Raw genomic sequence first — 17,126 nt, forward strand, 5'->3', positions numbered from 1 at the left:
GGTACCTCCTGTCTTCACCCTGTACTGGCTGCCCGGAGTCGCGAACCGGGCTCCTCGTGGACGGGGGAACCCGGGTCTGGCCACCGTGTCGTGGACGTTGCAGAGTGAGCGTTACATACAGAGCTGGCGCCAGGCACGCTGTCCACCACGGTCTCATGCGCTGCTTCGAGATCGTCACCGACGAGGACACCATCACCAACGCCTCGTTCCCGGCCGGCGCGCGTCCCGGCGCCACCGGCCTCGGTCACCTCGTCCTGGCCAGTCCCAAGCTCGACGAACTCCGCGAACTCTACGAGTCCGTGCTCGAGTTCCGGCTGACCGACTATCGCGCTCCCGGCCTGTACTTCCTCCGCTGCAACGCGACCCACCACAGCATCGCGCTCGCGCACGCGGAGACACCGTCGATCCACCACCTCGAGATCGAGCACGGTTCGATCGACGATGTCGGACGGGCTCACGACCGGGCCCGGGCCAACGGCGTACCGATCTCCATCAGCCTCGGCCGGCATATGAACGACAAGGCGATTTCTTTCTACGTCAGGAATCCCAGCGGGTTCCACCTCGAGATCGGGTGCGGCGGCATCGAGGTGACCGACGGCTGGGTTCCGCACGATTTCGGGGTATCGGACGTCTGGGGTCATCACCATGCCGAGGCCAATCCCTTCGCTTCCCCCGCATCGTGATGAGCAACCCTTATCCCGGCGCTGCCCGAGGCGCCGAGGAGGAAGCCGAAGATCAGGGGCGAGACGACGCCGGCGAGGCGGGCGAAGCTGCTCGTCAGCGTTTTCCTGGGAAGCCGCCGCCACCGCTCTGACCGGCGAGCCCGCTGCGCGGCGGTGAACTGCTTCACCACCACCATGAGTTGTCCGGCGAGGGTGCCCAGCCAGGTCAGTCCAATCAGGACGGTCAAGCCGTCGAGCCGGAACCACCAGGCCAGTACTGTCGGGGCGCCCGTGAACGTTCAGGGCTGCCTACGCCCTTCTCCCGTCGCACCCCGCCGCTGATCGAGGCCCTGGTTGAGGGACCGGTTTCTGTCGACCTCATCTCTCGGCGGGTATGGCGTCGGGATCGGGAGGTGGGGTCCAGGCGTAGGTGTCCGCACTGGAGCGCAGGTACCGCCGGGCTGGAATGAGGCTCACCAGAGCGTTGCGGAACGCCGCCGCGGCTGGGTGGCTCCACGCCGCTATGCGGCCGATGCGGGCGGACTCGCGTACCAGGCGCTGGGTGCGGGGGCGGCGCGCGTGGTCGTAGCGTCGGAGGGCGGCGTCGATGTCCGGTTCACGGGCGAAGCCGGCGAGGGTGGCCGCGTCCTCAAGTGCCAGGCAGGCGCCCTGACCAAGGTCGGGAGTCATGGCGTGCGCCGCGTCGCCCAGCAGCGCGACCCGGTTGGCGACGTAGGTTGGCAGCGGTTGGCGCAGGTAGTAGATGTCGTGGCGCAGCACCGCAGCCGGCGGGGTGGCGGCGAGCAACTCGGGGATGGGCCGATGCCAGTCCCGGTACCGCGTCTGGAGGCCGGCGAGCTCGTCGTCGGTGTGTGTGCCCGCGGGGGCCGACGCCGCGGCGAACCAGTATGTCCGCCCGTCGGTGAGAGGGACGATGCCGAACCGCTGGCCGCGGCCCCACGTTTCGGTCACCGCGTGCTGTTCCAGAGCTGCTGCTCGTTCGGCGGGGACGATCCCGCGCCAGACGACGTAGCCGGCATAGGCGGGGCCGGGGTAGGCGGGAAGCAGCGTCGTGCGGATGGTGCTGTGGAGACCGTCGGCGGCGACCACCAGGTCGGCTGTCACTTCGGCGGTGGCCGTTGACTCGCCGTCCGGCCGTTCGTACGTCACGGTCGCGCGGCCGTCGGGCCGTTGCGCGATGTTGAGCACCCGGTGCCCGGTCCGCAGCTCGGCGTCCTGCACGGAGTCGGTGAGCAGCTGGTGCAGGTCGGCACGGTGCAAGGCGAACGCCGGGACTCCGAACATGGCCTCCAGGGCGTCAAGGCGGGTGTGCATGATCCATCGCCCGCCTGACACGGATGCCGGCGGCGCCTTGGGCCATCGCGCGGTCGTGAAGCGCACCGCCTAGCCCCAGGGCGTCCAGCGCCCGTACCGCGTTGGGCGCGAGCGTGATTCCCGCGCCCAGCGGGCGGAGTTCGGGCGCCTGTTCGAGCACCTGCACCCCCCACCCCGCCCGGATCAACCCGCGCGCCACCGCGAGTCCGCCGATGCCTCCGCCCACGACCACCGCCGACAGCTGCCCCATCCCTTTCTCCTCACTGCGAATCTCTGTGTCCGTATACGGGGGTCAGGAGGCGAGGCCGCGGCGACCGGAGGCTCCAATCGCCTGGCGGCCGGCTCGTGCCGGTCACCGGGGGAGCAGTTGGTCGATGAGCGTCTGCGTCAGCCAATGCTCGTAGCGCTTCGCTGACCAGCCACGGTCCTCCACGAGGAGCTGGAACACCTCGGGGGACATGAGTGCGTGGATGAGGTCGGCTGCGTCGCGTTCGCGGACTCCCGGTCGCAGCGCGCCGGCGCGGGCAAGGGCACGGGCGATCTGCCGCTGCCCGGCGCCGCGGGATTCCGTCCGCTCCGCGACCAGAGCGGCCGCGTCCCGGTCGGCTGCGGCAGCGCCGACCAGAACGCGGTACAGCGGTGCGGTCCTGACGTTCGTCTCCCGGCAGATCGCGGCGAACCCGGCGAGCTGCTTGGCCGGATCGGGTTCCCGGAGCAGGGCCTGCGCGGCCGGCTGGTCCACCAGCGCGCCCGCACCTGCCGCACCGGTGACGGCGGTGTCGATCAGTGCGGTGAGGATGCCGATCTTGGAGGAGAACAGCCGGTACACGGTCGCCGGGGGAACGTCGGAACGCTCGCTGATCATCTCCACGGTGGTGGCCGGGTAGCCGCGCTCGACGAACAGGGCGCGGGCCGCCTGGACCACCGCCGCGCGTGCCAGCCGGGTTCGGGCCTGCCGCCCTGTTCCCGGCCTGCCGGCGTCGGTCTCTGGTCGCATGGTGATCAGGCCGTCTCGCACTCGGTGGCTACGGCGCCGGGACCGTCCATGCTCGGCTCGGCGATGTTCATACAGATGAGAGTAGCACTCTTGAAATGACAGTGCTACTCTCAAAGAATGCGCAGGTCACTCGCTGCAGTCGTCGCCGTAGGGTGGGGGGTTGCTGTCGGCGGGACGTTCGGGTGCCTGCTGCCATACCTGCTGGGTTACTGGACGGTCCGCTGGTCGGCGCCCTTCGGCCTGATCCCGATCGTCGTCGGCGCGGTCCTGATCGGTCTCGGTGTGGTCCCGATCGTGCAGGCGTTCGTCGCGTTCGTTCGCGCCGGCGGCACTCCAGTACCCGCCGCGTCGCCACCCCGGCTGGTGGTGAGTGGTCTCTACCGGTACGTGCGTAACCCGATCTATGTCGGCTTCCTGGTCGTGCTGCTCGGCGAGGCGTTGCTGTTCGGATCCGTGCGGATCGTCGGATACACCGCCATCGCCTGGTGCGTCAGCGCCGCGGCGGTCCTGTTCTACGAACAGCCTCGGCTGGCCCGCCGGTTCGGCACCGAATACGAGCGGTACCGGCACGCGGTGCCGGCCTGGTTGCCCCGGCTTCGTCGCTTGACCCTCCCGGAACACGCCGTCACGTCGCGCAGGGTCAGCGATCGGTAAACCGCATACGGAGAGGAGTGGTCATGGCCCGCATCACACCGGTCTCGTCGGCGGACGCGAGACTGAGCATCAAGATCGTCTACTGGTTTGTCAGGCGCGGCTTGGCCAAGGCCGCCGGCAGGAACGTGACGCAGGTGATCCAGCCGCTGCAGATGTACGCACACCTGCCGAAGTTGTTCAAAGGCTACGTCAAGCTGGAACGGGCCACGGCCTCTCTCCACACTCTCAGCCCGCGTCTGCACGCACTGGCCGAGCTCAAGGCCGCCACCGTGACCCAATGTGAATACTGCATCGACCTGGGCTCGGTGATCGCCCACCAGTGGGGGCTCACCGACGCCGAGCTGCTCGCGCTGCCCGAATACCAGTCCAGCCCGCTGTTCTCCGATCAGGACAAGCTCGTCCTCGACTACGCCGTCGCGATGAGCCACACGCCCGTCGAGGTGACCGACGCTCTTTTCGGCCGGCTCCGACAGCACTTCACCGACGCTCAGATCGTGGAACTTACCCACCACATCGCTCTGGAGAGCATGCGCGGACGGTTCAACCTCGCTCTCGGCATCGGCTCCTCCGGGCTCAGCGACGGCATGGTCTGTGCGGTACCGGTGCGGCACTCCGCACCGAACAAGCCCGCGAGCCCGCCGGCCGGCCTGGCCGCGCGCAACGACCCGCATCAATGATCCAGTGGAGGGTGGAAAATCGGATGGACACACACGGGAGAAAGCGGACCGTCGCCGCTCCGCGGCTGACCGCGGCCCTGGGCCTGCTGCTCGCGGTAGGTGTGCTCGCCCAGGGCCTGACCGCCGGCGCGTTCCTGCAGGGTGACGGCCAATGGCACCCATGGCACGAGGCACTGGGCGATGCGCTCGTGCTGCCCCCGCTGATCAGCCTGGTGGTCGCGCTCGCCCTGTTCCGGCGACAACCCGACACGCCGTCGGTTCTCGCGACCCGGATCGTCCTGCTCGCGCTCGTCGTCATCGCGATCGGCGCCGGGCACGCCGGGAAAAGCATGCTAGTCGTGCACATTCCCACCGCTATCGCCGTAGTCGGAATCGCGGTGCGGCAGGCCACCGGCTTCGCGCGAATCGCCGAACCGCAAAGTGGCCAACCGGCACGAAGCGGATACCCGGATCCCGAAGAGCGTTCACCGAGCGAGACCAAGCGCCGCGGCTAGTAGAAGGAGGTGCCAGCGATGGCCGAATCCGTGACCGGGCCCACCGGAGTCGACATGAGGGTTACCTTGATCAACGCCTTCACCGTCCCCGACCTGGAATCTGAACGCTTCCTGCGCCGGTGGCGGGAAAACGCCCGAATCATGGCCGCTCAGCCAGGATTCGTCCGGGCCCGCATGTATCGTGCGCTGGATGACGGGACCGAGTTCCCTTTCGTCAACGTGGCCGAATGGGAGAATCAGGCCGCGTTCGATCGGGCCACGGCGAACCCGGAATGGCTGGCCTCCGTGCAGCGGGCGGTGAACGACCCTGATTTGCACCTGACCTCCCGGCCGGCGGTCTATCGGCTCAGCGTCGACGTCAGCCCCGGTGGCGAATTGTGACCGCGCCGCGCAACGTGGTACGGCACGATCGAAACGGGGGTGTGCTCCGATGAATCCTGACGTCGCCGGTGCGATCGACCTGCACCACCATTTCGTACCCCGCGAGTACGCCGCGGCACTCCACAAGCTCGGCATCTCGGAAGGACTTGGGGTGAAGCTCCCGAAGTGGAGTGCCCGCAAGTCGCTGGACGTAATGGACGCCAACGGAATCGCGACGGCGATCCTGTCGATATCGGCGCCGGGGGTGTATTTCCCGGCCATGGATCCGGACGGCCGGACCGCGCGGCAGCTCGCCCGGGAAATGAACGAGGCGGCCGCGCGGCTGATCCGGGAGCACCCGGGGCGGTTCGGCGGATTCGCCACCCTCCCCGTGCCGGATGTGGACGCCAGCCTCTCCGAGATCGACTACGCCTTCAACGAACTTCGCCTCGACGGTGTGCTCCTCTTGTCGAACTACGCCGGCTACTACCTCCGGTTCAAGGACAACGTCCTCCCGGAAGGCCCAGACCACTTCCTGGGCACCTTCCACTACGACACCGCGCTGTCGGCATCGCCGCACTGCTTCGCCTCCCTGACCACCCTGGTCGACAGCTCCCATATCGTGTTCGGCACCGACTACGTCTTCGCGACTCCCGCGGCGGTCCCGCTCACGGTCACCGGCATCAGCGACTACCCCCACTTCACGGCCGAAGACCGACGGCAAATCGCCTCCGGCAACGCCCGCCGGCTATTCCCCCGCCTGTCAGAGTCCGTTCCTGAACCTACGTCGTGAGTCGGCGGGTGGTGATGCGAATCATGCTCCAGCGGACCATCGCCTCGTGATGTTTGGGTAGGCGTTCGTAGTCACGGACACAGCGACGGTGGCCGGTGATCCAGGCCAGCGTTCGTTCCACTACCCACCGTCGGGGCAGGACCTGAAACCCGATGGTGTCATCGGACCGCTTCACGATCGTGACGGCGATCTTCACGGTGTTTCTCGCCCAGTCCAGTAGCTTTCCGGAGTAGCCGCCGTCGGCCCAGATCAGCCGGACGCGGTGGCAGGAGGCCGCCAGCAAGCTCAACAGTGGGCGAGCACCGTCCCGGTCTTGTACCGATGCCGCAGTCACCAGAACGCAGAGCAGCAAACCGAGGGTGTCCACCGCGATATGCCGTTTCCGGCCATTGATCTTCTTGCCCGCGTCGTAGCCTCGGCTCGACCGCGCGACGGTTTCGGCGGCCTTCACTGACTGGGAATCGATGATTGCCGCCGTAGGTTTGGCTGTGCGACCTTCCGCGAGGCGGACTCGGTCCCGCAACCCATCCAATACGTCTTGAGTCACGCCGACGGCTTCCCAGGCGGCGAAGTAGTTGTAGACCGTGGACCAGGGCGGGAAGTCCGACGGCAGGGCTCGCCATTTGATGCCGTTGTCGACCACGTAGAAGATCGCGTCCACGATGCGGCGGCGGCAATGCGTTTCCCGGCGGCCGCCCTTGCCCGCCAGCCAGGCCGGGTTCGGCAACAACGGATCGATCATTGCCCATTGGGCATCAGTGGTATCCGACGGGTAGCGACGGGCACGGCCCTGATCAGCGGCTTGGTGGAACGGGGCCAGACGGCAACATGCCCCGCCCGGCACGACCTCACCGGGGAGATACGGCACGATAACAACGGAACTCCTGGTGGAACGGCGCTTCAGCACCGCTCGATCTACCAGGAGTTCCTTCATAACCAGCGTCGACACGCCCAGCCAAGATCAGTTCAGGAACAGGCACTCAGAGACGAGCGCACCGCGGTACGACCGAGCGTGATCGAGCAAACCCCATCTTCCCCGGGCCGGACGGAGCGCCGTACTTCCCGGACTTCTTCGAGGCCGAAGTCGGCAGGCTCACCGTCTTCGTCCAAGACTGCCGCACCATTGCCGCTTCCGGGCGGGCCGGCGCGTTCGATCTGCCCGCCGCCGGTACGAGCAGCGATGTCGTAGACGCCGCAGAACACCGGGCTGCGGTGGGGGAACTGGCCGGCCAGAAGCGGCATGACGTCGTCGGATCGGGCTCGTGGCCGACGGGCCGTGCTCCCCGAAATCACCGACGGCCTGCCGATGAAGATCATCGGCAGGCCGTCTGAGCTGGGAAAACACGCTGTGGGCGATACTGGGATCGAACCAGTGACCTCTTCGGTGTGAACGAAGCGCTCTCCCGCTGAGCTAATCGCCCCCGTGCGGTACGAGTAGAAACTCTAGCGGACGTCCTTCCGGCTCTGACAAACGGGTGGTCTTACCCGGGCACGGTCCGCGCACGAGCCCGTACGCTGCGAACAACCGGGTGGTAGCGAGGGCCGTTTCGGGGAGTAGCGAGCCATGTCACCTGCGACATCGAAGACGTAACGCTGTCGTTTCGCGACTGAACCGAGCAGTATGTACGGGTGGACGATCACAGGACCGGACGCGGGGCGCAGGACGAAGGTGAAGATTGACCTAGCCGACCGATGAACTCGTCTGGGTGATGTCGCGTCAAATAGAGAGCGAATCAGGCCGCTGCGGCGTCACACAGGTGTAGACGGCCTGGCGGGCCGTGGAGGGAGACGAAAGGTAAGACCATGCGTAACGATCACGTGACGCTCCGCTCGACGGCGGTGTTCGACCTGCTCGCGCCCCGTACGCCGGCGGTGCCGGTCAAGGTGGAGCTGCGCTACGACACGCGCGACCCGTATGCCGTCGTGGCCGCGTTCCGCACCGGCCGCGCGGGCTGGGTCGAGTGGGTTTACGCGCGCGACCTGCTTGCCGACGGCCTGCTGGCGGACGCCGGCGACGGGGACGTCCGCATCCGGCCGTCGGTCGAGGATCCGGAGTCCGTGCTGATCGAGCTGAACTCGCCGTCGGGGCACGCCATGTTCGAGGCCTCGGCGCAGGAGCTGGCCGATTTCCTCGATCGCACCTACGACGTCGTGCTTCCCGGCAACGAACACCTGTGGGTCGACGTGGACGACGCCCTGACCCACCTGATCCCGAACGATCTGGGCTGATGACGCCCTGCGATCGAAACACCCACCCCCCTGTGACGTGGCATCCCGGGTCCGATATGGTTTTCACACCACGGCGACGGAGGAGCGAATGCTCTCGTCGCGGGCAACGCGGACGTAGCGCAGCTGGTAGCGCATCACCTTGCCAAGGTGAGGGTCGCGGGTTCGAATCCCGTCGTCCGCTCGGAGAGAGGCCTTCTCGGGCCTGTCGCGGTGGAGTGGCCGAGAGGCGAGGCAACGGCCTGCAAAGCCGTGTACACGGGTTCGAATCCCGTCTCCACCTCGCGCGATTAGCTCAGCGGGAGAGCGCTACCTTGACACGGTAGAGGTCACTGGTTCGATCCCAGTATCGCGCACCACGTGTTTTCGCAGGTCAGACAGCCTGTCGGCGATCTTCGTCGGCGGGCTGCTGGTGTGTTCGGGGAGCAGTTTGGGAGCACGGGGTGGTGAACACTTTTCGTTTTCCTAAGTGTTCAGCCCATGTCCAGGTGCCGAACTGCTCCCAGCGGGCTTGTAGGGCGGCCAGCATGGCTTGGGTCATCGCGGGGGTGACGTGCGAGTAGGTGTCGGCGACGTCCTTGCCCTTATGCCCGAGTCGCTGGTACTGCAGTACCCGGTCGACCGTCGGCGTCCCACTTCTGGACACCGCGCCCGACTCTCGGGGCATCAGGCTGACTCCTGTCGGCGAGACCTTCGCCAAGGACGTACTCCCGATCCTGGCCATGCTCGACAGAACCGGCAACGGCGACAATAGTTTCTGAGGCCCGAGGCCATATCGAGCACCACCGCCCGGTGGGCCGTGGACTGTCTGCCGGTTCTGATGGTCGGCACTCACCGGCTCGGTCGGGGTTATTCCGGCTCGGGGTGCCACGCCGACAAGTGGCGGCCTGGCACCCCGAGCGGTGCGTCCACCATTGGTACGGAAGAAATTTCCCGTCGAGCGTGACCACGACACGATCGCCGGCCGGGTCATGGACGCGCTGGACATCCAGCTGGCGCCGCCGCCTGTTGACCTGTTGGCGTTACCATCGCTGGAACACGGCTGGTGTCAGCGCGCAGCGGTGCTACGAGGTCAACAAGATCTTGCCGAAGGCGGTGCCCTTTTCCATGCTGCGGTGCGCGTCGCCGGCTTCGCGGAGTGGAACGGTCTGGCCGATGACCGGCCGGACGCAGCCACGCTCGACGAGCGGCCACAGGTTCTTCTGTACCTCCGCAACGATACGGCCCTTCTCCGGCACCGGTTGGGGTCGCAGCGCGATGGAGGCGATGCCAGCTCGTTTGCGCATCAGCGTGCCGATGTCCAGTTCGCCGGTGAGCCCGCCTTGGAAGCCGATGATCACCAGCCGGCCGCCGGTGGCGAGCGCGTCGAGGTTGCGGTCTAGGTAGGACGCTCCCATGTTGTCCAGGATCACGTTCGCACCGTCGGTTACATTGTGTAGCTCGGTGACGAAGTCCTGGTCGCGATAGTTGATGAGGATGTCGGCGCCGAGTCGCCGACACTGCTCAAGCCGTTCGGCCGATCCGGCGGTGACCGCGATGGTCGCGCCGAGTGCCTTGCCTACCTGGATGGCGTGGGTGCCAATGCCGCCCCCGCCGCCGTGCACCAGCAGCACCTCGCCACCACGCAGGCCCGCGCTCATCACCGCGGTGGCCCACACGGTGCAGGCAGCCTCGGGCAGGGCAGCGGCGGCCACCAGGCCCACACCGTCCGGGACGGGCAGCAGTTGCGGAGCGGGCACCACGACCTGCTCGGCGTAGCCGCCGCCGGCGAGCAACACGCACACCTGGTCGCCGACCTGCCAGCCGTCGACATTCTCGCCGAGTTCGGTGATCGTGCCCGAGCATTCCAGGCCGAGGATCTCACTCGCCCCGGCCGGCGGCGGATAGAGGCCCTGGCGTTGCAGCACATCCGCCCGGTTCACCGCGGTGGCGGTGACGCGGACCAGCACCTCGCCGGCGCCCGGCCGCGGGTCCGGCACCTCGGTCCAGTCCAAAACATCAGGGCCGCCGGATCCGCGGATCGTGATCGCGTGCACGGAATCTCCTTGACTTGACGGGTTTTCGGGTCGAGTCCAGTCCACCCGGAAACGTCGCCCCGACCAAGGCGTGATTCGCGTCCGCTGCGATCAGGAATCGTGATCGCAGGCGCGCAGCAGCTCGTCCAGACACCAGGGCGGGTTGGTCTCGGACACGGCGAGCAGTGTCGTCATGGTTATCGGCGTAACCGTGGCGCGGAACGTCACCCGGGGTGCCACCAGCCGGCGCACCTGCGACTCGTAAACGACGGTCCATATGTCGGTGCTGCTGCCGATCATGGCCAGCGTGTCTTGCAGGCTGGTGGACGGTGGGCCGAACACCGGGGCGAACCCTGCCGATCGGCAGGAGGAGACCATCAGGTCGTACAGCGGCCCGTTACGGGTACGGTCGGCCAGCCGCAACGGCATGTCCGCCAGGTCGGCGAGCGCGACCACGTCAGCCTCGGCCAGCGGATGCTCGGCGGGCAACGCGATGGTGAGTCGGTCCTGCCACAGCGGGATCAACCGCAGTTCGGGGCTGTCCGTCACGCCCCGGACGAACGTGGCGTCCATCGCGTGCACCCGGACCTGGTCCAGCCTCGTCTGAGTGGCGGCCGACACCAACTCCACGCTCACCCGTGGGACGAGGGCGGTCAGCTGGTCCAGTACTCGGTCCAGGTGCTCGCCGAGGCCATTGCTGGTGCCCAGCCGCAGCACGGTGGACCGCTTGGCGACGAGCTTGGCGATCACGGCCCTCGCCCGGTTCTCGGCGGCGAGCACGGCACGCGCGTCGGGCAGGAACAGCTGGCCCGCGGCGGTGAGCCGAACCGTCCGTGGTGAACGGTCGAACAGCTCCACCCCCAGTTCCCGCTCCAGCTTGCGGATCTGCTGGCTCACCGCGGCCTGCACGATGTGCAGCCGCTGCGCGGCCCGCCCGAAGTGCAGTTCCTCCGCGACCGTCACGAAGTACCGCAGTTGACGAAGTTCCATCAGCCCAGTATCCGCCGATCACAATCTCTGATCGCAGCAGGCGCGGACTGCTTCTTGGTCGCGCCGGGATTCTCCTGTGGACTGCACTCGGCCCAAAACCCGTCCAATACAAGGAAGAATGACATGCCGATCGTGACCATTCAGCAAGGACCGCGCGCCGTCGAGCTCAAACGGGAGTTGGTCAAGCAGATCACCGACGCGTTCGTCAACGCGTACGCGATCCCGGCCGAGACCGTGCAGGTGTGGATTCACGAGATCCCCACCGACAGCTGGGGCTCCGCCGGGAAGCTGACCGCGGACAAGTGATCGCGGCCCGTGGCGCCCGCCCCTGCGGCGGGCGCCACGACGGAAGCTGCGAGAAGACAATGCCGCGCCCTGGGATGAGTATCGGCGGTCAGTTCGCCGCGAATTCCGCGAGCCGGTCGAGCGCGGCCTCGAGCACGGGCACGTCGACCGCGTAGCTGAGGCGAATATGGTCAGGCGCGCCGAAGCCGCTGCCGGGTACGAGTCCGACCCCGGTGTCGGCGAGCAGCTGCGCGCAGAATTCGTCCGAGGTCTGGCACTGGTCGCCGAGCAGTTCGGCGACGTTCGGGAAGAGGTAGAACGCACCGGCCGGCACGGCGCAGCGGACCCCGGAGATCGACGCCAGCCGATGGTGGGCGAGGTCACGACGGGGGCGGTAGGACTTGATTTCGGCCCACGGCACGGAGTCCATGGCGCCGATGGCGGCGTACTGTGCGACGATCGAGACGTTCGAGGTCGCCTGGCCCTGGAGGCGCCGGATGAGTTGCGTGATCGCCTGCGGCGCGGCCGTGTAGCCGACTCGCCAGCCGGTCATGGCGCAGCTATTGGACACCCCGTTGACGATGACGGTTCGGTCTTGGAGTTCCGGGCCGAGCGAGGCGATGCTGGGCACGGGGCTGTCGCCGTAGTGGAAGTACTCGTAGATCAGGTCCTCGACCACGTACAGATCGTGTCGGAGCACCACTTCGGCGAGAGCTTCCAGTTCCGGCTTGCTGTAGGTGGCGCCGGTCGGGTTCGCCGGGCTGTTCAGCACGACCGCTTTCGTCTGCGGGGTCACCACGGTCTCCAGCAGGTCGGCGGTCAGCGTGAAGCCTTCGCCGGTGGGCGCGATGACGGGCTCGGCACCGGTGAGACGTACCTGTTCCGGGTAGGTCACCCAGTACGGCGCGGGCACGATCACCTCGTCCCGTTCACCGCACAGGGCCAGGAAGGCGTTGAAGAGGGCGTGCTTGGCACCGTTCGCCACCACGATGTCGCCAGGGGCGTAGTCCAGATCGTTGTCCTCGGCCAGTTTGCGCTGGATCCGTTCCCGGAGCTCAGGGATGCCGGTGACATCGGTGTAGCGGTTACGTCCTTCCTCGATCGTTTTGCGCGCGTACTCGCGAGCCAGTTCGGGCATCGGGAAGTCGGGTTCACCGACGGAGAGGTTCAGCACTTCCTCACCTGCCACCTTGCGGGCGCCGAGCTGCGCGTTGAGCGAGAGGGTCGGCGAGGGGCGGGTCGCTGCGGCCCGAGCGAAAGGGGTTTCATGTCAGTGGCTTTCCCTTGGTCTCAGGGGTCAAGAGCGTGGTGATCAGGCCGATGGCGACCAGCAAGACGAGGTAAACGGAGAACAGCCAGTCCAGCTGGTGCGCATGCAGCCAGGTCAGCACGTAGGGGGCGGTGCCGCCGAAGATCGCGACCATCACCGAGTACGGGACGCCGACCCCGGAGGCGCGTACCTCGGTGGGGAACAGTTCGGCGAAGTAGGCGGGCATGATCCCGACGAACGCGCCGAGGAAGAAGAGCGCGACGCCCATGAGCAGGCCCAGCCTGAGCGCCGAATCGTTGATCAGCGCCATCAACGGGAATGACAGCACCAGGAACGCGATGCCGTAGGCGATGAAGATCGGTTTGCGGCCGAACCGGTCAGACAGCTTGCCCCACAACGGCAACGTGATCATGAAGAACGCGTTCGCCGCCACGGTGGCCCACAGCCCAGAGGTCGCGTCGACACCCTTGGCGCTGATGGCGAAACCGGAAATTCCGACCGCCCAGATGTAGTAGACGACCGTGACACCCGCGGTGAGCCCGAGGATACGGACCAAGCTCGTCTTGTTGCGCCCCAAGGCACGCAGCAAATCGCGCGTGCTGCGGGTGCTCGTGCCTTCGGTGTAGACGTCAGTCTCCTTCAGCGTGCGCCGCAGGTACAGACCGACCAGTCCGAGCCCACCGCCGATCAGGAATGGCACCCGCCAGGCCCAGTCCCGCAGCGCCTGTTCGCCGAACAGGCTGGATCCGGCCGCGCCGATCAGCGACGCCAGAACGATTCCAGCGGTGACCGAAATGTACAGGCTGGTTGACCACAGACCCCGGCGCGCGGTCGGTGCGATCTCCGCGACATAGGTGTAGGAGGCGGCGATCTCCCCACCGTGCGCGAGACCTTGCAGCAGACGGGCCAGCAGGAGAATGATGGCGGCGCCCACGCCGATCGCGGCGTGGGTCGGGGTGACGGCGATGACGAGACTCCCTGCCGCCATTGTGACCATGGACGTGGTGAGGGAGAACCGGCGGCCTCGCCGGTCAGCCAGCCAGCCGAAGAAGAAGCCTCCCAGCGGTCGCATCAGGAAACCTACTGCGAATACGGCCAGAGTGGACAGCAGCGCGCTGGTGGCATTGCCGCCGACGAAGAACTGCTTGGCGAAGAACGGCGCGAAGATGGCGTAGACGCTCCAGTCGTACCACTCGAGCGTGTTGCCGATCCCCGCCCCGAACAAGGTGCGGATCGTGCCGGGCGCGGTGCCCGCTGGCGCCGTCACTGGCGCCTGGTTGGGAGCCGTCATGGGTCCTCCAGAAAACGGTCAGGCCGTGGCGGCCGCGATGCCGGCCACGCGCCCGAACACCATGCCCCGCAACACGGACGTGCCGCCGGGATACTTGTCGTAGTAGATACCGGTGCACTCGCCCGCCGCGTACAAACCGGGGATCGGAGCGCCCTGTTCACTGATCACCCGGGCTTCCGGGTCGGTCTCCAGGCCACCGAAGGTGAACACGATTGCGCACGCAACCGGGTAGGCCAGCAGCGGCGCCTCGTCGATCGGCAAAGCCCAGTTGCTCTTCGGCGGCGTGAGCCCCTCGGTGTGCTTGCCATCAGGCCGGCGCCAGTCGAACTCACCATCCACAACGGACTTGTTGTACGCGGTGATGGTCTCGGCCAGCCGGTCCGCCGGCAGCCCGAGTGCCGAAGCGAGCTCAGCCAGACTGCCGGCGGTGATGGGCTTGCGGCTGGTCAGCACGCCTCGCTCGCGGTCGGCCACCCGCTCGAACTTGCGGTCGGTGATGAAGTAGGCGGTGCCACCCGGTTGCGACCACACTGCCCGTGCGGTGCTTTCGTAGGTTTCGTCGACGGTGCCGCGACCCTCGTCGATGAACCGTTCCCCGTCCTTGTTGACCAGGATGCCGTAGGGAAACACCATGACTAGCGCTTCGGGATTGTCGGCGCGCGGGTCGACCGGTTCGGCGTGAAAGCTGTCCCACTGCCCGCTACGCCGGGCACCGGCTTGCAGCGCCATGCGGATACCCTCGCCCTTGTTTAGGGCGACACCGGGTGCGATCGGGATGAGCGTGCTGACGTCTCCCGGCAGCTCGTCAGCCAGCGCCGCCGGGTCGCCCTCGAACCCGCCGGACGCGAGGACCACCGCCCGTGCGGGCAGCACCTGCTCGCCGTCGGGACCAGTAACGACCACTCCCGTGACCCGGCCGTCCGCAGCGGTCACCAGACTCCGCGCGGTCGTGTGATAGCGAAACTCGACCCCGAGTTTCTCCGCGACCGGACGGAGAGTGTTCAACAGTGCTTCGCCACCGCCATGTGGCTGCAGCCGCGGCCGGTTGCTGTTGACGAAATAGGTCGGGAAGCGCCGGAAGCGTACGCCGTGGCGCTGAATCCACTCCATTGTCTCGGGCAACCGATCGACAAGTGTCTCGATGTACTCCTTGGAAGTGCGATCGCCGGAGAATCCGACGACCTCCTCCACGAACGACTCGCTGGGCTCGTACACGTCGTCCAGGCGCAGGTACGCCGAGGTCCATTTGGTGTTGCCGCCCGCATCCAGCGGACCGGCCCGGTCCACCAGTACGACGGAGCCGCCTTGCTCGGCGGCCGAGACGGCAGCCGACAGGCCCGCGATACCCGCTCCAACCACCACGACGGGACTCGGCGACGATGCCGATGTTGTCATGCTCTTCTCCTTGGACGGCGCGTCAGGCGCGGGGGTTGAAGGGGTCCTTGACGCCCTGGCCGGTGTCCACCCAGACGCTCTTTTCCTCGGTGTACTCGCGCAGCGCATCGGCGCCGTTCTCGCGGCCAAGACCGCTTTGCTTGTAGCCGCCGAATGGGGTGGCGTATGAGGTCTTGCGGTAGTTGTTGATCCACACCGTGCCAGCGCGCAGCCGACTCGCGACCCGGTGGGCCCGCTGCACGTTTCCAGTCCATATTCCGGCGGCCAGACCGAACTGGGTCTCGTTGGCGATGCGCACGGCCTCGTCCTCGTCGTGGAACCGGATGAGTGAGGCGATGGGACCGAAGACCTCCTCCTGCGCGATCCGCATGTCGTTGGTGACATCGGCGAACACGGTGGGCCGGACGAACAGGCCATCGGGGAAACCGTCTACCTCCGCCCGCGTACCTCCGGCGACCAGCCGCGCCCCGTCGGACTTGGCGATGTCGATGTAGGAGAGCACCTTCTCGAACTGCGGGCGGCACGCGACTGTGCCCATCTCGCTGGCCGGGTTCTGCGGGTCACCGACCTTGATCGCCTCGGCGCGCCGCACGAACTCCTCCACCACCTGGTCGTACATGGTGTCCTGCACCAGGATGCGGGAGCCGGCCATGCAGGTTTGGCCGCTGGCGCCGAAGATCCCCGCGACCAGGCCGTTGATTGCGCTGGTGAGGTCGGCGTCGCTGAAGACGATGTTGGGCGACTTGCCACCCAGCTCCAGCGACACCCGCTTGAGCGTCTTGCCGGCCTGGGAAGCGATCGCCTGCCCCGTGGCGGTCGAGCCGGTGAAGGCGATCTTGTCCACGCCAGGGTGCCCGGTCAGTGCGCTGCCCGAGGGGCTGCCCAGGCCGGTGACGACGTTGAACACGCCCGGTGGCAGCCCGGCCTCGGCTGCAAGCTCGGCGAAGCGGATCGCCGACACCGGAGTCACCTCCGACGGCTTCGCGATCACGGTGTTGCCCGCGGCAAGGGCCGGACCGAGCTTCCACACCAGCAGCAGCAGCGGCGAGTTCCACGGAGTGATCGCAGCGACCACACCAAGCGGCTCTCGCACGGTGTAGTTGAGCATTTGCTTGACGTGCAACGGATTGGTGCTGCCGGTCGGCATCTGCGCCAGCCCGGCATAGTAGTTGAAGTACTCGGGCATGAGCTTGGCCTGCCCGACCATCTCACGGATCAGCTTGCCGTTCTCGTTGACCTGTAGCTGGGCGATTTCCTCGGCGTTGTCGGCGATCGCCTCGCCGAAGCGGATCAGGAATTTCGCGCGGTCGGCCGCGCGGTAGCCGAGCCAGTCACCTTCCTCGAACGCCGAGCGGGCGGACTCCACCGCCATGTCGACATCCTTCACCGACGCGTTCGGCACCTGGGCCCAAACCTTGCCGGTCGCGGGATTCACGACGTCGAGATACTCGCCGTCCACCGGGGCGATCTGCTGATTGCCGATGAACAGGCCATAGCGAGTGACACCGGCCACGGAGGTGCCCGGCAGCGACTGGGACATGGTGCGCCTTTCTCGTCGTCGATGACGGCGCTGACGATAGATTATTGTCCCACAATATGTCAATCCGAATGTATTGACCTGCATATATGTCCAAACGGAGCTAAGATCTCGGCATCGGTTTTTGACCTACAATCGGGCAACA

21 protein-coding genes and 4 tRNA genes are annotated in these 17,126 nt (G+C 67.0%); 11 read left to right on the forward strand and 14 right to left on the reverse strand.

What is annotated here, in order from left to right; translation table 11 throughout:
* Positions 1-155: 155 nt before the first annotated feature.
* A complete protein-coding gene (locus FG385_RS03695; protein ID WP_235022369.1) occupies positions 156-683 on the forward strand; it encodes a VOC family protein in 528 nt (175 codons plus the stop codon).
* Here FG385_RS03695 and FG385_RS03700 read toward each other — a convergent pair.
* From FG385_RS03700 to FG385_RS03710, 4 genes are all read right to left on the reverse strand, one after another.
* Positions 641-910 carry a hypothetical protein gene (locus FG385_RS03700; RefSeq protein WP_139095141.1) on the reverse strand — a complete coding sequence of 90 codons (270 nt, stop codon included), beginning with the start codon at positions 908-910 and terminating at the stop codon, positions 641-643. The genes FG385_RS03695 and FG385_RS03700 overlap by 43 nt on opposite strands.
* 130 nt (positions 911-1,040) lie before the next feature.
* Entirely contained in the window at positions 1,041-1,997 is a 957-nt protein-coding gene (locus FG385_RS03705; protein WP_200834278.1) for an FAD-dependent monooxygenase, read from the reverse strand.
* Entirely contained in the window at positions 1,981-2,247 is a 267-nt protein-coding gene (locus FG385_RS35250; protein WP_200834279.1) for an FAD-dependent monooxygenase, read from the reverse strand. Before FG385_RS35250 ends, FG385_RS03705 begins: the two co-directional genes overlap by 17 nt.
* A gap of 102 nt (positions 2,248-2,349) precedes the next feature.
* Positions 2,350-2,994 (reverse strand): TetR/AcrR family transcriptional regulator, encoded by a 645-nt coding sequence (locus tag FG385_RS03710; protein ID WP_200834280.1) that lies wholly within the window; start codon positions 2,992-2,994, stop codon positions 2,350-2,352.
* Between the two features lie 117 nt (positions 2,995-3,111).
* Between FG385_RS03710 and FG385_RS03715 the strand changes: the two genes are divergently transcribed.
* The 5 genes from FG385_RS03715 to FG385_RS03735 are packed head-to-tail and all read left to right on the forward strand — an operon-like array spanning position 3,112 to position 5,972.
* Positions 3,112-3,648 (forward strand): methyltransferase family protein, encoded by a 537-nt coding sequence (locus tag FG385_RS03715; protein WP_139095142.1) that lies wholly within the window; start codon positions 3,112-3,114, stop codon positions 3,646-3,648.
* 23 nt (positions 3,649-3,671) lie between these two features.
* Positions 3,672-4,325 (forward strand): carboxymuconolactone decarboxylase family protein, encoded by a 654-nt coding sequence (locus FG385_RS03720; RefSeq protein ID WP_139095143.1) that lies wholly within the window; start codon positions 3,672-3,674, stop codon positions 4,323-4,325.
* A gap of 23 nt (positions 4,326-4,348) precedes the next feature.
* Complete coding sequence (locus FG385_RS03725) at positions 4,349-4,819, forward strand: hypothetical protein (protein ID WP_139095144.1); 471 nt, start codon at positions 4,349-4,351, stop codon at positions 4,817-4,819.
* Positions 4,820-4,837: 18 nt separating this feature from the next.
* The gene (locus tag FG385_RS03730; RefSeq protein WP_139095145.1) at positions 4,838-5,200 is read left to right on the forward strand and encodes an antibiotic biosynthesis monooxygenase family protein; all 363 of its coding nucleotides are present in this window, start codon (positions 4,838-4,840) and stop codon (positions 5,198-5,200) included.
* A gap of 49 nt (positions 5,201-5,249) precedes the next feature.
* The gene (locus FG385_RS03735) at positions 5,250-5,972 is read left to right on the forward strand and encodes an amidohydrolase family protein (protein ID WP_139095146.1); all 723 of its coding nucleotides are present in this window, start codon (positions 5,250-5,252) and stop codon (positions 5,970-5,972) included.
* Here FG385_RS03735 and FG385_RS03740 read toward each other — a convergent pair.
* From FG385_RS03740 to FG385_RS03750, 3 genes are all read right to left on the reverse strand, one after another.
* Positions 5,962-6,921, reverse strand: a complete 960-nt coding sequence (locus tag FG385_RS03740; protein WP_268815898.1) for an IS5 family transposase — start codon at positions 6,919-6,921, stop codon at positions 5,962-5,964. The two genes, FG385_RS03735 and FG385_RS03740, sit on opposite strands and share 11 nt — an antisense overlap.
* Positions 6,922-6,938: 17 nt before the next feature.
* The gene (locus tag FG385_RS03745; RefSeq protein ID WP_139095147.1) at positions 6,939-7,289 is read right to left on the reverse strand and encodes a hypothetical protein; all 351 of its coding nucleotides are present in this window, start codon (positions 7,287-7,289) and stop codon (positions 6,939-6,941) included.
* A gap of 32 nt (positions 7,290-7,321) precedes the next feature.
* Positions 7,322-7,393, reverse strand: a tRNA-Val gene (locus tag FG385_RS03750).
* A gap of 382 nt (positions 7,394-7,775) precedes the next feature.
* Here FG385_RS03750 and FG385_RS03755 point away from each other — a divergent pair.
* The 4 genes from FG385_RS03755 to FG385_RS03770 all read left to right on the forward strand — a co-directional run bounded on the left by FG385_RS03755 (position 7,776) and on the right by FG385_RS03770 (position 8,557).
* Positions 7,776-8,201, forward strand: a complete 426-nt coding sequence (locus tag FG385_RS03755) for an SsgA family sporulation/cell division regulator (RefSeq protein WP_139095148.1) — start codon at positions 7,776-7,778, stop codon at positions 8,199-8,201.
* 108 nt (positions 8,202-8,309) lie between these two features.
* Positions 8,310-8,382, forward strand: a tRNA-Gly gene (locus FG385_RS03760).
* 28 nt (positions 8,383-8,410) lie between these two features.
* A tRNA-Cys gene (locus tag FG385_RS03765) sits at positions 8,411-8,481 on the forward strand.
* Between the two features lies 1 nt (position 8,482).
* A tRNA-Val gene (locus FG385_RS03770) sits at positions 8,483-8,557 on the forward strand.
* 225 nt (positions 8,558-8,782) lie between these two features.
* Here FG385_RS03770 and FG385_RS35555 read toward each other — a convergent pair.
* The 3 genes from FG385_RS35555 to FG385_RS03785 all read right to left on the reverse strand — a co-directional run bounded on the left by FG385_RS35555 (position 8,783) and on the right by FG385_RS03785 (position 11,203).
* Positions 8,783-9,190 (reverse strand): cyanase, encoded by a 408-nt coding sequence (locus FG385_RS35555; RefSeq protein ID WP_200834290.1) that lies wholly within the window; start codon positions 9,188-9,190, stop codon positions 8,783-8,785.
* A 72-nt stretch (positions 9,191-9,262) separates the two neighbouring features.
* Positions 9,263-10,234 (reverse strand): NAD(P)H-quinone oxidoreductase, encoded by a 972-nt coding sequence (locus tag FG385_RS03780; RefSeq protein WP_139095149.1) that lies wholly within the window; start codon positions 10,232-10,234, stop codon positions 9,263-9,265.
* Positions 10,235-10,324: 90 nt separating this feature from the next.
* Positions 10,325-11,203, reverse strand: coding sequence for a LysR family transcriptional regulator (locus tag FG385_RS03785; RefSeq protein ID WP_139095150.1), 879 nt, complete (start codon positions 11,201-11,203; stop codon positions 10,325-10,327).
* A gap of 123 nt (positions 11,204-11,326) precedes the next feature.
* On the opposite strand from FG385_RS03785, the gene dmpI reads away from it, so the two are divergent.
* Positions 11,327-11,509, forward strand: coding sequence for a 4-oxalocrotonate tautomerase DmpI (gene dmpI / locus FG385_RS35560; protein WP_139095151.1), 183 nt, complete (start codon positions 11,327-11,329; stop codon positions 11,507-11,509).
* A gap of 88 nt (positions 11,510-11,597) precedes the next feature.
* Here dmpI and FG385_RS03795 read toward each other — a convergent pair whose 3' ends face one another.
* The 4 genes from FG385_RS03795 to FG385_RS03810 form a co-directional block, all read right to left on the reverse strand.
* Positions 11,598-12,662: a pyridoxal phosphate-dependent aminotransferase gene (locus FG385_RS03795; RefSeq protein ID WP_200834281.1), complete on the reverse strand. Its 1,065-nt coding sequence runs from the start codon at positions 12,660-12,662 to the stop codon at positions 11,598-11,600.
* Between the two features lie 91 nt (positions 12,663-12,753).
* On the reverse strand, positions 12,754-14,049 hold the full coding sequence (locus tag FG385_RS03800; protein ID WP_139095153.1) for an MFS transporter: 1,296 nt from the start codon (positions 14,047-14,049) through the stop codon (positions 12,754-12,756).
* Between the two features lie 18 nt (positions 14,050-14,067).
* On the reverse strand, positions 14,068-15,444 hold the full coding sequence (gene tcuA / locus FG385_RS03805) for an FAD-dependent tricarballylate dehydrogenase TcuA (RefSeq protein WP_160148719.1): 1,377 nt from the start codon (positions 15,442-15,444) through the stop codon (positions 14,068-14,070).
* 22 nt (positions 15,445-15,466) lie between these two features.
* Entirely contained in the window at positions 15,467-16,984 is a 1,518-nt protein-coding gene (locus FG385_RS03810; RefSeq protein WP_139095155.1) for an aldehyde dehydrogenase, read from the reverse strand.
* Between the last annotated feature and the right edge of the window lie 142 nt (positions 16,985-17,126).

Source organism: Amycolatopsis alkalitolerans (assembly GCF_006152065.1).
GTDB lineage: Bacteria > Actinomycetota > Actinomycetes > Mycobacteriales > Pseudonocardiaceae > Amycolatopsis_E > Amycolatopsis_E alkalitolerans.

Excerpts from the sequence above, each read along its gene's own strand:
- FG385_RS03730 (WP_139095145.1), top strand. The coding sequence starts at position 4,838 with ATGGCCGAATCCGTGACCGGGCCCACCGGAGTCGACATGAGGGTTACC.
- FG385_RS03735 (WP_139095146.1), top strand. The coding sequence starts at position 5,250 with ATGAATCCTGACGTCGCCGGTGCGATCGACCTGCACCACCATTTCGTA.
- FG385_RS03800 (WP_139095153.1), bottom strand. The coding sequence starts at position 14,049 with ATGACGGCTCCCAACCAGGCGCCAGTGACGGCGCCAGCGGGCACCGCG.
- FG385_RS03745 (WP_139095147.1), bottom strand. The coding sequence starts at position 7,289 with ATGATCTTCATCGGCAGGCCGTCGGTGATTTCGGGGAGCACGGCCCGT.
- FG385_RS03710 (WP_200834280.1), bottom strand. The coding sequence starts at position 2,994 with ATGCGACCAGAGACCGACGCCGGCAGGCCGGGAACAGGGCGGCAGGCC.
- FG385_RS03725 (WP_139095144.1), top strand. The coding sequence starts at position 4,349 with ATGGACACACACGGGAGAAAGCGGACCGTCGCCGCTCCGCGGCTGACC.
- tcuA (WP_160148719.1), bottom strand. The coding sequence starts at position 15,444 with ATGACAACATCGGCATCGTCGCCGAGTCCCGTCGTGGTGGTTGGAGCG.
- FG385_RS03720 (WP_139095143.1), top strand. The coding sequence starts at position 3,672 with ATGGCCCGCATCACACCGGTCTCGTCGGCGGACGCGAGACTGAGCATC.
- FG385_RS03785 (WP_139095150.1), bottom strand. The coding sequence starts at position 11,203 with ATGGAACTTCGTCAACTGCGGTACTTCGTGACGGTCGCGGAGGAACTG.
- FG385_RS03715 (WP_139095142.1), top strand. The coding sequence starts at position 3,112 with ATGCGCAGGTCACTCGCTGCAGTCGTCGCCGTAGGGTGGGGGGTTGCT.
- FG385_RS35250 (WP_200834279.1), bottom strand. The coding sequence starts at position 2,247 with ATGGGGCAGCTGTCGGCGGTGGTCGTGGGCGGAGGCATCGGCGGACTC.
- FG385_RS03705 (WP_200834278.1), bottom strand. The coding sequence starts at position 1,997 with ATGCACACCCGCCTTGACGCCCTGGAGGCCATGTTCGGAGTCCCGGCG.
- dmpI (WP_139095151.1), top strand. The coding sequence starts at position 11,327 with ATGCCGATCGTGACCATTCAGCAAGGACCGCGCGCCGTCGAGCTCAAA.
- FG385_RS03695 (WP_235022369.1), top strand. The coding sequence starts at position 156 with ATGCGCTGCTTCGAGATCGTCACCGACGAGGACACCATCACCAACGCC.
- FG385_RS03810 (WP_139095155.1), bottom strand. The coding sequence starts at position 16,984 with ATGTCCCAGTCGCTGCCGGGCACCTCCGTGGCCGGTGTCACTCGCTAT.
- FG385_RS03755 (WP_139095148.1), top strand. The coding sequence starts at position 7,776 with ATGCGTAACGATCACGTGACGCTCCGCTCGACGGCGGTGTTCGACCTG.